Below are 14,374 nucleotides of genomic sequence, written 5' to 3'. Positions count from 1 at the left end.
CAATGATACACATTTCCTATGTAGCTCTCTTTTTTTTTAGTGTTAATAGTTCTTGTTCGAGCTTTTTGCTTTTTTCTTCCTCTCTTTCTTTTCTGACTTCTTCATCAACTGTTGGCCAAAAATCCCAGAAAAAATCTTCCATTTTAGCACCTTTTTTACCTTTGGATCTTTTTAAAAAAAACTTAGTGCCTGTAATACTAGTCATATGAACAGACCAACTTATGAACTAATACATTATATAGGATTTTAATTACTAAGTCAATATTATGAAATTATTAACTTTCTTTGTATACTCTTAAGCAATTTAGTCAATCTGTTTGATGCCAGCTAGAACGTAATTATAGCCTGACCACATAGTCATAACAGCCGCAGCCCATAAGCAAACCACACCTATATATTTAGTTGCTTCATAATCACTCATTATTAACGCTACTATAGCAACCATCTGCAAAAATGTTTTAATTTTCCCAGCCTTACTCACAGGTAAACTAACGTTTGTAGCTATCAAGAACTCCCGCAAGCCTGAAACTAATATCTCCCTACAAACAATTATAACTGACGGTATAATTGTAATATCATCTATCTTATGCTTATAAACTAGCATGATTATTGTTGAAGCTACTACTAACTTGTCGGCAATTGGATCAAATAATTTGCCAAAATTCGATTGGACTTTCCATGCACGCGCTAAATAACCATCAAAAAAATCTGTAATGCACGCAAACATAAAGATCAATATTGTTATTAGACTTGCATACTTACTCTCTATATAAAAGCTTGATATTATTGCCGGTATTGCGAGCGCACGAGAAATTGTTAGCAAATTAGGCACGTTTTTCTTAAGCATGTCACATCACCCTACGTAGTAGATAAATTTATACAGAAGTACAATAGAGTTCACAAGCTAATAGTTGAACATTCATAAAAACCCCATATACTTAGGAAATTACTAACAATAAGCTCAAAGCATGAATAATGATTTAGATAACACCACAAAACAAGAAGCACTTAAGTACCATAATAAAAGTGGTAAACCTGGTAAGGTATCAGTTATACCAACAAAACCCTTATCCACACAGCATGACCTATCACTTGCTTATTCCCCTGGTGTTGCAGCCCCATGCCTTGCAATAGCTAAAAATCCTAAAGCTGTTTATGATTACACGGCAAAAAGCAATTATGTGGCTGTCATTTCAAATGGCACCGCAGTGCTGGGACTTGGCAATATCGGTCCTCTTGCTTCAAAACCCGTCATGGAAGGCAAAGCTGTTTTATTTAAGCGTTTTGCTGACATTGATGCAATTGATATAGAAGTTGACACAGAAGATATAGAAGATTTCATCAATGCAGTAAGGTATCTTGGTCCAAGTTGGGGGGGAATAAATCTAGAAGATATAAGATCTCCTGATTGTTTTATAATAGAGAAACGTCTAAATGAGTTGATGGATATTCCGGTGTTCCACGATGATCAACATGGCACTGCAGTAGTTGTTGCAGCTGGTATAGAAAATGCCCTCGATATTGCTGAAAAGAAATTAGAGAATGTCAAGATCATCATGAATGGTTCTGGAGCAGCTGGTATTGCGTGTTTGGAAATACTAAAGTCCATGGGCGCTAAGAACATAGTGCTATGTGACAAACAAGGAGTAATACACAAAGACAGAAAAGAGGACATGAATAAGTGGAAGGAAAAATATGCAATTGACACTAAAGAACGTTCTCTACTTGATGCCATAAAAGGCGCTGATGTATTCATCGGACTCTCTGCAAAGGATGTGCTCAGCGAAGAGATGTTAAAAAGCATGGGTAAAGACCCGATCATTTTTGCTCTTGCTAATCCTGATCCAGAAATAAGGCCTGAGTTTGCAAAGTCTGTAAGGCCAGATGCAATAATTGCAACTGGTAGGTCAGACTATAACAACCAAGTCAATAACGTAATGGGGTTTCCTTATATATTCAGAGGAGCACTTGATGTACATGCAACGACAATAAATGAAGAAATGAAAATTGCAGCTGCAGATGCAATAGCGAAGCTTGCCCGTGAGCCAGTGCCAAATGAGATATCTGCAGCCTATGGCGGTCGTAAAATGAGCTATGGACGTGAATATATAATACCTACTCCATTTGATCCAAGATTAATTTCTATGGTATCTCCTGCTGTTGCAAAAGCTGCCGTTACCTCAGGTGTGGCAAGAAAGGAAATAGAGGACTGGAATGAGTATGCAAGTCAATTAAAATCTCGCCTCGCTAAGGCTCTCAGCACGCTCAATTTATTGTCTTCACATACGTAATTGGATAAATTTAAAAGCGATAAACCAATCCAAACTCTAAGCCATATATGCCAAACCTATTGGTAATTGTTGTAGTTGTTGATTGCATACGTGCAGTTTCATCAACTTCATTGCTTTTACCAGCAGGAATATATTTTTCGCCAGCTAGTATCTTTGCTACTGGCAGAATACCTTTAAATTCGTTACCAAGAATACCAAAATAGCGTAAACCAGCAAACGCTTGAGTGTTTGTTGTAAGTGGATAATTAACACCAAGCTTTGCTTGGTAAGCCAAAGCATATCTGGTTTTTCCTAAAAATTTAACCTTAGTTACACCTGCACCAACTCCAAAATATTGTAAGTCAAAAATATGATATAAAGGAAATAAGAGGGAAAGATAACCCTACTCACTATAGGAATAGGGTTATCACGGGCGTGTGCGACCGGCAGAATATTGGTATTACAACCGTGTCCATCAAGGTACACTAGCCCATCTCTCGATACGTTTGAATAGTTGTGTGGGACATGTATATGCACCCGTTTACAATCTTAAATTAATTAAACTATCGAGGTTATAATGATTACATCTTATCAAAATTTTATTGGCATTGATATCGGGAAATTTAAAAATGTTGTTGCAGTTCACGAACAGAAGAATACTGTAGGATTTGACAATAATACTTCTGGCTGGCAACAATTGTTTCAAAAGTTTTCAGATATCCTACCTAATTCTTTAGTAACTTTAGAAAATACAGGAAAGTATGAGCTTGGTTTATTACATTTTCTTGTTGACAAAAATATTGCCACACATCGAGCTAATACCCGTAAAGTAAAAAGCTTTATCTTGTCTCACGGAACTTTAGCAAAGTCTGATAAATCAGATGCAAGAGCTCTTGCTCAATATGGATTTGAACGCCACAGCACTATCTCTCTATTTGTACCCACTTTTGAAAATCAATCAACCTTGGTTGCACTTTGTCAACGTCGTGATGACATTACGCAAATGAGAGCTCAGGAAAAATGTAGACTGGCAGCACCTGAAAATGACCATATAAAAGAAAGTTGTCAAAAAACTATCGAATTCTTTAATATTCAAATAGATGAACTCAATAATACTATACAAAAAATTATTGATGAAAGCCGTGAGTTACAACAACGTCAAAAAATCCTAAAAACAGTTCCTGGAATAGGTCCAAAGTTATCTCAAGATTTTCTCTGTTTAATGCCAGAGCTTGGTTACTTAAGCAGGAGAGAAGTTGCAAGCCTTGCTGGGGTTGCACCTTATCCAAAAGAAAGTGGTAAAACTATTGGATACCGAAGAATAACAGGTGGTAGAAGCAATGTTCGTGCAAAACTTTTTACATCTGCCATGGCTGCTGCAAAGTCCAAATCTGTACTTGGTGCCTTTTATTCTAAGCTTGTTGAAAGTGGTAAGAAGAAGATGGTAGCTATAACAGCTCTAATGCGTAAAATTATAGTAATTGCTAACGCAAGGCTTAAAGAAGCAATTAATTTGAATATTTAAAATTTACATAGCAGTAATTGAAATGAATATTGTGAATAAGCACGTCCGCACAAACTTAAAGTGCTTATTCACAATAGCTTAAACGGAAATTGTTGCAGCAGCTGTTTGATATAGAATTCTGTTTCTATGACAAACGGGTTTTTATTATCTATATGGTTGGGTAAAGTTGCAAAATTATACAAATAAAAAATTTAAAAAACATAGTTGATGGAATGCAGAGCATTTCTCCGACGTTAAAATCATTATACACATTGATCATTCCAGCCAAATTATTAAAACCTTCATTTTTCATCTTAAATGCAGCTTTGAACTTTACTTGAACATTAGGCGGCTTTTCTTGAATTTCAATATCAACTTTTCCACTTCTCCAAGGTGATTTACGTTCTGTTCCAACAGAAACATCATCATTACGACGAAGTTCAATATATCTTGCTTTTCCTTTATCTGAGTAATCTTCATCATCTAAGTTAGTCTGAGAATATAGAACTTCAAGATCAACTCTCATATTTTTGAATACATATCCTATTGAAGCACCACCTGCAAGTCCTGGAACGTATTTAGGACTATATCCAGCCTCAATCCTCTCCTCCTCATTAAAGCTAAAAACACCTTCCGTTACATTTTCACCTCCATCTTCTTTTCCTTTTAGAGAACCTATTGCATTGAAAAATGCTCCAAAATAGTTAGCTTGAATATAAAAATTCTTTAAATTATTTATTTCACTATCATAAGATAAGCACCTAAATGAAAAAGTGAGCAAAGTTAGTAGGTATGTAAATTTAAATCTTTTATTCGCCATATAAACCTCACATAATTTCACTTTTATGCTAACATACTTCTATTTTTTATGTAGCAATTTTTTATTGCGCTCAGTTGTTTTAGATTTAGAATAAGAGTATTGTAATTTAAAGTGAATCAATGGTTGTTGCAGTTCATGAATTAGAGAAAATTATCAAACAGTCATTCCCTGGTGCCGATATAAAGATTAAGGATCTTGCTGGAGATGATGATCACTACCATTTAAAAATAACTTCCCAGTGTTTTTCTGGAAGGACAAAAATAGAACAACATAGAATGGTATATAAGGCTCTTGAAGGTCAGTCTATACATGCATTGCAACTAGAAACTGGAGCTTAAAATTAAGGTGATATTTATGAACAACTTTGAACAAATAAAAAAAGACATAGCAGAAAACGATGTAGTGCTGTATATGAAAGGCACCTCTGACTTTCCTCAATGCGGATTCTCTGGGCTCGTCGTATCAATTCTCAAAAATTTGAATGTAAAGTTTAAATGCATCAACGTACTTGAGAATGATGAAATACGTCAGTCCATAAAAAGTTTTTCTGATTGGCCAACAATTCCACAAATATATATAAAGGGAGAGTTTATTGGTGGCTGTGACATAATCCGCGAGATGTATGAAAAAGGTGAATTACAGAGTTTATTGAAAGAAAAACAGATTGTTTAGTAAGGAAATAAGCAAGAAAAAAATAGGCGTGCCTCACACCTAGCCTGATTAAAAACTTTAGTTTTTTGACTTTTGTACACTATTTGTACATAAGACATTCTCTTTAAGAAATGTACCAGGCCAAGTAATATTTGCCTGTACATCACTAATAGCGCGTGCCATATTTACATTTTGTTTAGCCTTTTTTATTAGAGAACTTAATGACGTACTGATTTTATCAATAATGCGCAGATCAGCTTTAGGAACACTTGCTTCAATTGCTTTCAGACCACTTTGCACTTTATCAAGGCTATCACTTCTTATGGCAGCAGCAATATCTATAAACAATCGCTTTAGCTCTCGAGGTTGATCTTTTATAGTAAAAAGATAGTCTGGAACGATTTCGTAATCACCATTAACATTTTGTGTGCAATATTCTTCAATAGCCTCTTTTGCATCGTAGTAATCTTGTGGATTATCAGAACAAGAATATGCTGCACAAGATTCATTTCTATAATAAGGACTCCCATTACTCTCAATGTTTTCTATTCTCTTCTTTACACTAGAAACTAAACCTTTTCCAAATACGATAGTATCGTCTCTGTCTGATTTTGAAACAGCCTCTAATAGAGTAGGTATTGCGTCTTGTCTGTAACTAAAGATAAATTCTATGCATGGAATATTACCCAAACTATTTCTAGGGCCTTCTCCACACAAAAATTTACTTGGAACATGTTGTATAAAAAAGTTAACTACATCACTTGAACTACTGTCTCCTAGCATAAGTAAAAACTCGGGAAATCTAGGATATTTATTCAAAAATAATGCACCATATATTTCATCGTCAATTGACTCCAATTCATTGTCAAAAATAATACTCCTTATCTTATTATAATCTAGCTCATTTATAGCTTCTTTTAACTTTTTATTTAAGTCAAGGTTATTCAACTCACGATAACGCTTATACTTTTCTTCACTAATACGTGGCATATAATACACTCTTTTTTTATAAAACATTTATACAACTAGCTTTCTTGTTAATAATTGTCAATACTTAGATAAGTATATTAGTAAGTATTTTTATAATTATTGCTAACACGGAATTTTATCTGATTTTTACTAAAAGTGTATATACAAGCTAAACCTTATAACCAGGCTTAACAAATAGATGACCCAATGTTATTAACTTTATAGGCTTACTTTCATTATTTGCGACTACCCAAACTCCATCGTCTTCATAATCAACAATTTCTATTGCTGTAAATACTACATAATTATTATCATCAACAATCTTTATTCCAAGAATACCATCGTCATTTAAGCTTAAGGCCGAAGAAGGAATTTTATATGCAAATCTTTCACCTGAAGGGAGGCTTACACTAGCAGTCAGTCCTTGCAAAGATATAATCTCATTATCAGTTACCTTTACCTCCACTCTATAAGATCCAGTTTTAGGCTCAGCAATTTTACTAATAAAACTCACTTCACCTACTAATTCCCTTCCGTCTAGCAAATTAATTTGCGCTGTGCTACCTAGCTTTATTTTATTTACTTCATTTTCTGAAACATATAACACCACAAGAACCTGATCAAAATTAACTATGTCAGTTATCTTATGTCCAAGATTAACAAAATCCCCTTCATTTACGTTGATCTTATCTACATAACCATCAATAGGGGATTTAATCGCAGTATTTTCTAAATCCAACTGTAGCCTTTTTAGGTCAGCTTTTGCACTCTGCAATGCAGTAAAAGCTGATTCCACTCTTATCTGTGCTCCATACCCTTTTGTATTCAATTTTCGAGAGGAATCATACTCAATTTCACGCTGATTTAATAAAGCTTTGGCTTTTTCAACTTGCTCAACTCTGTCATAATCTTCTATCTTTAAAATTACATCGCCTCTTTTTACTTTTTCACCATCAGACAAATAAATAGCAATAACTTGACCACTTGTTCTTGAGACAAGGCTGAACCTATGCAAGGGATTTACCGTACCAGAAAAATTTAAATATACAGTGCGATTTTGTGGAGTATAATCCTGAGTTTTTAATGAAAAACTACTAATTGGATTATCACTATGAACCGCCTGATCTTTTTTTAAAAATGTACTGTTGATAAAAAACAGTAGAATAAGAGCAATACCGGAAACGATGATTACTTTGTTTCTCATCCTTAAACAGTAAAATTTATTGACCAATCTTGTTAGAAATAACTGCATAAATTTTCGAATCAGAAGTGTAAGTATAACACAGCTATTGTCACTCTATAAATAGTTTTATATGAGCAAGTTTTCTTACAATAAATAAGTTTTTATTGCAAAAATGCAATTTTTAATCAAATAAAAAAGTTGTGCATAAAATTTCCATCATATTATATGATGAAAATAAGAATATTGTAACAAAACTAAATATATATTTAAACAGAGCTTTAGCCCATCACTAAACCAACACCCAATTGCTCAACACTATCAATTTTAATTTGTAAAGTGCCCTTTATAAATTTATTAGCCTGGTCTGTACTCATAAAAACTGCATGTTTATTGGGCATTAATTTTTCCATATCTGCTCTATTTTTTTTTATCTTGCAAATGAGGTTCGCAAATATAGCTATACTTTTTAAAATCTAGAAGTTTAGCAAAGCCATCACGATCATTCTCATGGTGAAAAGCAACATTTATACCTACTATTTCGTCCGTTTCTTGCAGCTTTCCATCTTTATCTATTACCTGTGCCTTAGCAAGCGCAACTGTAGGCTTATGGCCATAATTTGCTCCAATAACCCTTCTTATTGAATGTTCTATTGCTATTTTTTGCACTTCAGGACTTTCATCAAACTCTTTCAAAAAATTAAGGTGTAAGTTAATATATTCAGAGTATTTCAATCTGTGTTTTTTATGTATAGTTGGTTTGTAGGACAGTTCATTTGTAGGTGACTTATAGTTTGCAAGAAGGAATTTTTGTTCATATTGCTCATTAAATTTCTTTATCTTTTCAAAATGTCTTTTATATTGAGTCAATCCATCTTTCCCTTTTTTCTCCATCCTTTTCAAGAATTCCTCTACTGGCTCTCGTTTGGCTAGATTAATTTTGCGTATAAGCGGAATTTGTTTTTTCAAGCTAATCCAATATGGTAAGCAAACAACTTTCGCATCTTTCGAAAATAGACCTTCTAACTTTTTCACTGCATTGTATAAGTTTGCTGATTCTGGTTTATAATGCCCGCTATTATTGTCTATATAAGTTATTTTACCATTTACCACTTTCATTAAACCAGAACATAAAATCGGCTTACCGCCTGCAAGAGTTGAATGACGATAAGCCCATTCGCTTTTGTTAACATTAATATGTTCATGAGTTACTAATTTTCCATCAAGCGTGATAACATAAGCTACACAACCTTTTTTACCCTTACTAATTTTATCAGTTGTATCATATAATTTGCCCTCTAAGTTGTATAACTTAAGTTCCCCATCTTGCTCGCCAATAAATTTTCTTTGATCAAATTGTTCATCAGAGTTAAAATACTTAACCCTTGTATTAGTTCCAGGAATTTTTCTTCCTTCAACTCCAACTTCTGGAAACAAATTATATCGTGGAAAAAAATAAGTAAAATTATTCTCTATCCAATACAGAATCTTATTTATGATACCAAAAACTTTTCTATTACCTAAATCAATAGAGAGTTGCTGTTCCTTTGGTACTGCTAGATGATTGGACTTTGTACCAGACTTGCCAAATTCTTTGGCAGCATATTTAAACTTTTCTAGTAAATATTCCTTACGTTCTTTTGATATTGACATTTTTACCTCACTCACTATTATTTTATCCTATATTTATTATTTTAGACAAAAAGTCAATCTTTCTTAAGATATTAAGAAAAGAAAAAGCAGCAGCAAAATAGCTAAACTGACTTAGATTTATCGACAATTTGAAAAATCATCATTCCGCTACTTGTTAGCCGAATCTATGTTCGCACAGTTAGTTATCGCTATTTACCCAACAAACTTATGCTAAGCTGTGCTGCCACTAATTTTGCAACCAGTACTCTATAAGGCGAGCATGACACATAATCAACCCCTGATTTGATGAAAAACTCTATGGACTGTGGATTCGCTCCATGCTCTCCACATATACCAAGTTTAATTTCTTTTCTGGTTTTTTTGCCCCTTTCGATAGCTATTCTGATTAATTCCCCTACCCCTTCGACATCTAGCACCTCAAAGGGATCGTTTTTGAATATGTTGCTTTCCTTATAAGAATCGAGGAAATTAACTGAATCATCTCGTGAAAGTCCCATAGTTGTTTGTGTTAAATCATTAGTGCCAAAACTAAAAAATTCTGCGTGTTTTGCGAGTTTGTCAGCAATAAGTGCTGCTCTTGGCAGTTCTATCATCGTTCCAATTGAATAGTTCACATCGAAATTTTCGGCTTCTTTCTTTATTAACTCGCATATCAGAATAAACTCTTTCTCACTCATGATAAAAGGAATCATGATTTCAGGTTTCACTTCTATCTTCTTTTCTTTCCTTAATTCACTTGCAGCACTGAGTATTGCCCTAATTTGCATGCCATATATTTCAGGATGAGAAATAGCAAGTCTACAACCTCGATGGCCAAGCATTGGATTTTTTTCTGATAACTGTGCTATTTTATTTTTTACTGATTCAACTGACTTATTCAGTGATTTGGCAATTTTCTCTATAATAGATTGATTGTGGGGCAAAAACTCATGTAGAGGTGGATCAAGTAAACGTATAGTAACCTCCCTGCCCTCCATAATAGAAAATATTTCTTTGAAATCAGACTTTTGCATTTCTTCGAGTTTATTTAATGCATTTGTCCTTTCATTTTCATCATCAGCTATTATCAACTTTTGAATGAATTCGATTCTATCACTAGCAAAAAACATATGTTCTGTGCGACATAATCCTATACCTTCTGAACCGAATTCTTTTGCAATTTTTGCATCTTTTGGAGTATCAGCATTCGCTCTCACCTTCACTGTTTTGATTTCATCTACCCAGTTAATTATCGTTTTGAATTCTTGAGATAATTCAGGCAAAATTGTAGGAAGAATACCAAGCATAACCTCTCCTGTTCCTCCATTGATGGTGATTGATTCACCTTTATTTACTTTTATATCCCCCATAGAAAGAAATTTTTCATCTTTATCAATATAAAGTCCATTTAGACTACAAATGCATGGTTTACCCATTCCACGAGTTACAACAGCGGCATGCGAGGTCATACCTCCTCGCGCTGTTACTATTCCACTTGCAGCATTCATTCCATTAATATCTTCAGGGCTCGTCTCTGATCTTACCAAAATTACTTTTTTACCCTGCTCTGCAGCTTTTTCAGCATCACTTGCACTGAATACTACATATCCAGAAGCAACACCTGGAGAAGCTGGCAGTCCTTTGCCTATTACTTCTTGATCGATTTTAACATCAAGAACTGGATGCAATAAATTGTCAAAAGTTTTTGGATCAATTCTCAATATTCCTTCCTCTTTTGTAATCGCTCCTTCTTCTACCATATCAACTATTATGCGAATAGCAGCTTCGGCTGTGCGCTTGCCAGACCTGGTCTGCAAAATCCATAACTTACCGTCCTGTACAGTAAATTCGATATCCTGCATGTCCTTATTATGCCTTTCAAGTTTTTCACATACCGCGCATAATTCTCGGTAGACACTTGGTAGCAACTTCTCCATGGTACTTTCTTGCTCCCCGTCAATTGGCATAGGAGTATAAACACCAGAAACCACATCCTCACCCTGAGCATTAACTAAAAACTCACCAAAAAGCTTTTTTTCTCCAGTTGAAGGATTCCTTGTAAATATCACACCAGTTGCTGAATTATCATTCAGATTACCAAAAACCATTGCTTGTACATTAACTGCAGTTCCAAGGTTTTCAGGAATATTATGTATTCTTCTATAGGAAACAGCCCTATCGTTTTTCCAAGAGGCAAATACTGCATTAACCGAGTTTAACAATTGCTCTTCAACGTTCTGCGGGAAATGCTTTCCAGTTTTTTCACATACTATCTCTTTAAAATCATTAACAATTTTCTTTAAAACATCAACATTAAGATCAGCTAAGCTTTTTGCTCCACTTTTTTGCTGTTCACTATCAACAATGTCTTGAAATAAGTGATGGTCAAGCTGTAGTACAACACTCGAGTACATCATGATGAAACGACAGTAGCTATCATAGGCAAAACGTTCGCCACTTTTTTTTGCAAGCCCAACAACGGTTGCATCATTTAGGCCAACATTTAGGACTGTATCGAGCATGCCCGGCATTGAATTCACACTACCAGAGCGTATGGAAACTAATAAAGGATTATTTGAATCCCCGAATTTACAACCGATGTCACTTTCGAGCATCGCCATGTAGTTTTTTATCTCGTTACGTAGATCACAAGACAATTCATTATCTTGACAATAGGCCTGACAAACAGCAGTGGAAATTGTAAAACCAGGTGGAACAGGAATGCCAATGTTACACATCTCTGCCAGATTTGCTCCCTTCCCTCCTAGTAGATTTCTCATTGCTGCATTACCTTCACAGTTGCTTTGGCTAAAGTAATATATTAACTTTTCTTGCATTTTTTTCGGATTTTCACTAATAAACATACTATACATACTATTCTAATAAATTTGTCAGGCAGGAGTAATAAATTTTGTAAAATTCAGCACAATTAAATAGCCTCTTTTCCTTTCATTCCAGTACTCTTTTCTGTCATCTCAATGACCTCTATGATGTCATTCCAGCGCATGACGCTGGAATCCAGTTCGTCCATAATCTCAACAAAAACGTTGTGTTTTAGCATAATTTTGTGCTCAATATGCTTATTTATAGTAAAGACTTCTGGATTCCAGCAGGCTTTGTTGCACCACTCAAGGAAAGAACAGGCAGTTACTGATGGAATTTGTTATAAAATAGATATTTAGCCGACAAAGGAAAAATATGCCAATAAGAATGAAAGTCAGTAACTGCAATGAATATAACAAATTTCTTCAAGAAAGGGGAAATGTTTTTCATTATATCAACGATGCCATTGAAAATTGGTACGAAAATAGTCCAAAAGTAGCAGGTGGCAACAATGTCTACAGCGACAAAGTAGTGATTCTAATTCACATAATAACCTATCTATTCAGGATTGGTCTTAGGCAAACAGTGGGATTTATAGAGAAATATCTTGAGCAAATAGGGAAAATTTTGCAAATTATCAGCTATTCGCAGGCTTCAAGAAGGTTTAAAAAGCTTAATATCAAAATCAACGACTGCAGAGTTGATAAGAACGATATGGAAGATATTGAAATTGCTATAGATAGTACAGGTATCAGCATCTACAATAATATTCCAAGCCATAGTAAGGCAAATGGTACAGATAGAAAGTATCGCCGCTATGAGCAAACAAGATGTAATGCTAGAGATAGGTAGTAAAAAAGTTATAGCTGCAAAATACAGTAGTGGAGTTTATTCCGACCACTATGGAGCCTGTGATCTTATTGAAAGAGTGGATACCAAGTATAACATAAGCACGATATATGCAGATAGATCGAAAGAAGTTATACAAACTGTGCGATGAGCTTGACATAAAGACAAGGATTCCTCCGCAAAATAATGCAGTAGAGCATCCAAAGTTGGATTATATGAATGAGAGAAATTCTACAATCAAGCTCATAAAGTCATATGATGAAGATGGTATGAAGAGGTGGAAAAAAGAGATAAATTATTGGAAGAGATCTTATATAGAAAGTTTTTTCTCGCGACTGAAGCAAATATTTGGATTTAGTTTTAGGAATAAATCTGAGATTAATCGTGAGAAGGAACTGCTACTCAAGTGTTATTTGCTTAACAAATTTACTGAAATAGGCATGGCTAAGTTTGATATAGCTTCATGAATTTATTATACATTACCCACTATCCGAAGAGCTGTGCAACAAAGCCATCCCAGTGTCAAGTGCTGGAATGACACCGTCATACCTGTTAGAGTATGAATGTAGCCTTATCTCACACTCCTGTCATCCCAGTGCCCAGACACTGGGATCCAGAAGACTGATCAAGTAATAAGAACTAGTCACGCGCTGGCTCTCTTAAATTACTTTAGCTATAAGTGTTAAGAAATTTACCAATCAAAAAAAGGCAAAAGAATCCACATGGTGCTGATTTTATTACTGTAATTGATAATGTGCTAACGCTTAAACGAAGCGTGTTTAGGCTGAATAGAAAAAAATAAAAAAAGGCATGCAGCCGCCATAATTTCGCCAATAAACACAAGATTTATCAAGAAGCTTCTATTAAATGAAAGTTATGCAAAAAATCTATTGCAAGTCTTTTAATATTCTGTTAAGAGCTGGAACAAATAAAAATTATTATGTTTGGATTAGAGAATAAGAAATTTCTGATTACTGGTGCATCAGGCGGAATAGGCCAGGCAATTGTAGAAATTATGCATAAGGCCAGAGCAACTTTATGTATTTCTAGTACAAAAAAAGAAATACTCGAAGAAGTTGCTAAAAAATATGAAAAAAACATTCACGTACTTCCTTGCAACTTATCAAATCCTGAAGAGGTAAATCAACTAATAAATAAAGCAAGTGAGTTGATGAAAGGCTTTGATGGACTCATATGCAATGCAGGAATTACACAAGACAGCTTATTGTTGAGAATGACAGATGAAGCATGGCAAAAGGTGATTGATATTAATTTGACCTCCACATTTAAGCTAAATAGAGAAGCATGCAAGAAATTAATTAAAAATAATTGGGGAAGAATCATAAATATTTCTTCAATAGTAGGATTGACAGGAAATGCCGGGCAAGTAAATTATGCAGCATCAAAAGCTGGAATAATAGCTATGAGCAAATCTATAGCAAAAGAAGTTGCAAGTCGCGGTGTAACAGTAAATTGCATTGCTCCTGGATTTATAGATACTAAAATGACTGAAGTTTTAAATGAAGGACAAAAGGAAAAAATATTAGATAACATCCCAATGAAAAGAATGGGAACAGGAAAAGAAATAGCAGCAGGAGTATTGTTTTTAGCAAGCGATGAGGCAAAATATATAACGGGACATGTGCTTAACATCAATGGTGGGCTATTTATGTAGC

The 14,374-nt window shown here is 34.5% G+C and carries 15 protein-coding genes and 1 pseudogene; 6 read left to right on the top strand and 10 right to left on the bottom strand.

Features of this window, described 5'->3' with window-relative positions:
• Window positions 1–16: 16 nt before the first annotated feature.
• Both WP_RS07750 and pgsA read right to left on the bottom strand, forming a co-directional pair.
• Window positions 17–205, bottom strand: a complete 189-nt coding sequence (locus WP_RS07750; RefSeq protein ID WP_231834405.1) for a hypothetical protein — start codon at window positions 203–205, stop codon at window positions 17–19.
• 99 nt (window positions 206–304) lie between these two features.
• A complete protein-coding gene (gene pgsA, locus WP_RS06065) occupies window positions 305–847 on the bottom strand; it encodes a CDP-diacylglycerol--glycerol-3-phosphate 3-phosphatidyltransferase (protein WP_006012406.1) in 543 nt (180 codons plus the stop codon).
• 121 nt (window positions 848–968) lie between these two features.
• Between pgsA and WP_RS06060 the strand changes: the two genes are divergently transcribed.
• Complete coding sequence (locus WP_RS06060; protein WP_007302575.1) at window positions 969–2,291, top strand: malic enzyme-like NAD(P)-binding protein; 1,323 nt, start codon at window positions 969–971, stop codon at window positions 2,289–2,291.
• 10 nt (window positions 2,292–2,301) lie between these two features.
• On the opposite strand, the gene WP_RS06055 is transcribed toward WP_RS06060, so the two are convergent.
• A complete protein-coding gene (locus WP_RS06055) occupies window positions 2,302–2,640 on the bottom strand; it encodes a P44/Msp2 family outer membrane protein (RefSeq protein WP_255324076.1) in 339 nt (112 codons plus the stop codon).
• A gap of 207 nt (window positions 2,641–2,847) precedes the next feature.
• Between WP_RS06055 and WP_RS06050 the strand changes: the two genes are divergently transcribed.
• Complete coding sequence (locus tag WP_RS06050) at window positions 2,848–3,795, top strand: IS110-like element ISWpi12 family transposase (protein WP_007302573.1); 948 nt, start codon at window positions 2,848–2,850, stop codon at window positions 3,793–3,795.
• A 148-nt stretch (window positions 3,796–3,943) separates the two neighbouring features.
• Here WP_RS06050 and WP_RS06045 read toward each other — a convergent pair whose 3' ends face one another.
• Window positions 3,944–4,594, bottom strand: a complete 651-nt coding sequence (locus WP_RS06045) for a P44/Msp2 family outer membrane protein (RefSeq protein WP_007302572.1) — start codon at window positions 4,592–4,594, stop codon at window positions 3,944–3,946.
• Window positions 4,595–4,713: 119 nt separating this feature from the next.
• On the opposite strand from WP_RS06045, the gene WP_RS06040 reads away from it, so the two are divergent.
• Both WP_RS06040 and grxD read left to right on the top strand, forming a co-directional pair.
• Window positions 4,714–4,932 (top strand): BolA/IbaG family iron-sulfur metabolism protein, encoded by a 219-nt coding sequence (locus WP_RS06040; RefSeq protein WP_007302571.1) that lies wholly within the window; start codon window positions 4,714–4,716, stop codon window positions 4,930–4,932.
• A 16-nt stretch (window positions 4,933–4,948) separates the two neighbouring features.
• Window positions 4,949–5,266, top strand: coding sequence for a Grx4 family monothiol glutaredoxin (gene grxD / locus WP_RS06035; protein WP_007302570.1), 318 nt, complete (start codon window positions 4,949–4,951; stop codon window positions 5,264–5,266).
• Window positions 5,267–5,323: 57 nt separating this feature from the next.
• Here the strand turns inward: grxD and WP_RS06030 are convergent, their stop codons facing one another.
• From WP_RS06030 to WP_RS07825, 6 genes are all read right to left on the bottom strand, one after another.
• Window positions 5,324–6,235 carry a hypothetical protein gene (locus WP_RS06030; protein ID WP_231834404.1) on the bottom strand — a complete coding sequence of 304 codons (912 nt, stop codon included), beginning with the start codon at window positions 6,233–6,235 and terminating at the stop codon, window positions 5,324–5,326.
• Between the two features lie 148 nt (window positions 6,236–6,383).
• Window positions 6,384–7,466 (bottom strand): efflux RND transporter periplasmic adaptor subunit, encoded by a 1,083-nt coding sequence (locus WP_RS06025; RefSeq protein ID WP_012482010.1) that lies wholly within the window; start codon window positions 7,464–7,466, stop codon window positions 6,384–6,386.
• Between the two features lie 209 nt (window positions 7,467–7,675).
• Window positions 7,676–7,807: a hypothetical protein gene (locus tag WP_RS07830; protein WP_007302567.1), complete on the bottom strand. Its 132-nt coding sequence runs from the start codon at window positions 7,805–7,807 to the stop codon at window positions 7,676–7,678.
• A gap of 7 nt (window positions 7,808–7,814) precedes the next feature.
• Window positions 7,815–9,047 (bottom strand): hypothetical protein, encoded by a 1,233-nt coding sequence (locus WP_RS06020; RefSeq protein WP_007302566.1) that lies wholly within the window; start codon window positions 9,045–9,047, stop codon window positions 7,815–7,817.
• A gap of 188 nt (window positions 9,048–9,235) precedes the next feature.
• Complete coding sequence (gene ppdK, locus WP_RS06015) at window positions 9,236–11,890, bottom strand: pyruvate, phosphate dikinase (protein ID WP_007302565.1); 2,655 nt, start codon at window positions 11,888–11,890, stop codon at window positions 9,236–9,238.
• A gap of 65 nt (window positions 11,891–11,955) precedes the next feature.
• Window positions 11,956–12,087: a hypothetical protein gene (locus WP_RS07825; RefSeq protein ID WP_007302564.1), complete on the bottom strand. Its 132-nt coding sequence runs from the start codon at window positions 12,085–12,087 to the stop codon at window positions 11,956–11,958.
• Window positions 12,088–12,224: 137 nt separating this feature from the next.
• Between WP_RS07825 and WP_RS07990 the strand changes: the two are divergent.
• Window positions 12,225–13,165: pseudogene (locus WP_RS07990) on the top strand (IS5 family transposase).
• Window positions 13,166–13,638: 473 nt separating this feature from the next.
• Window positions 13,639–14,373 carry a 3-oxoacyl-[acyl-carrier-protein] reductase gene (gene fabG, locus WP_RS06000; protein ID WP_007302563.1) on the top strand — a complete coding sequence of 245 codons (735 nt, stop codon included), beginning with the start codon at window positions 13,639–13,641 and terminating at the stop codon, window positions 14,371–14,373.
• The last annotated feature ends 1 nt before the right edge of the window (window position 14,374 follow it).

Origin of the sequence: Wolbachia endosymbiont of Culex quinquefasciatus Pel (assembly GCF_000073005.1) — a bacterium.
GTDB lineage: Bacteria > Pseudomonadota > Alphaproteobacteria > Rickettsiales > Anaplasmataceae > Wolbachia.
The sequence above is the reverse complement of the archived record's forward strand: the minus strand, read 5'-3'. Positions and strand labels throughout refer to the sequence as shown.

Coding starts and splice junctions, on each gene's coding strand:
- WP_RS07750 (WP_231834405.1), bottom strand. CDS start 205: ATGACTAGTATTACAGGCACTAAGTTTTTTTTAAAAAGATCCAAAGGT.
- pgsA (WP_006012406.1), bottom strand. CDS start 847: ATGCTTAAGAAAAACGTGCCTAATTTGCTAACAATTTCTCGTGCGCTC.
- WP_RS06060 (WP_007302575.1), top strand. CDS start 969: ATGAATAATGATTTAGATAACACCACAAAACAAGAAGCACTTAAGTAC.
- WP_RS06050 (WP_007302573.1), top strand. CDS start 2,848: ATGATTACATCTTATCAAAATTTTATTGGCATTGATATCGGGAAATTT.
- WP_RS06045 (WP_007302572.1), bottom strand. CDS start 4,594: ATGGCGAATAAAAGATTTAAATTTACATACCTACTAACTTTGCTCACT.
- WP_RS06040 (WP_007302571.1), top strand. CDS start 4,714: ATGGTTGTTGCAGTTCATGAATTAGAGAAAATTATCAAACAGTCATTC.
- grxD (WP_007302570.1), top strand. CDS start 4,949: ATGAACAACTTTGAACAAATAAAAAAAGACATAGCAGAAAACGATGTA.
- WP_RS06030 (WP_231834404.1), bottom strand. CDS start 6,235: ATGCCACGTATTAGTGAAGAAAAGTATAAGCGTTATCGTGAGTTGAAT.
- WP_RS06025 (WP_012482010.1), bottom strand. CDS start 7,466: ATGCAGTTATTTCTAACAAGATTGGTCAATAAATTTTACTGTTTAAGG.
- WP_RS07830 (WP_007302567.1), bottom strand. CDS start 7,807: ATGGAAAAATTAATGCCCAATAAACATGCAGTTTTTATGAGTACAGAC.
- WP_RS06020 (WP_007302566.1), bottom strand. CDS start 9,047: ATGTCAATATCAAAAGAACGTAAGGAATATTTACTAGAAAAGTTTAAA.
- ppdK (WP_007302565.1), bottom strand. CDS start 11,890: ATGTTTATTAGTGAAAATCCGAAAAAAATGCAAGAAAAGTTAATATAT.
- WP_RS07825 (WP_007302564.1), bottom strand. CDS start 12,087: ATGCTAAAACACAACGTTTTTGTTGAGATTATGGACGAACTGGATTCC.
- fabG (WP_007302563.1), top strand. CDS start 13,639: ATGTTTGGATTAGAGAATAAGAAATTTCTGATTACTGGTGCATCAGGC.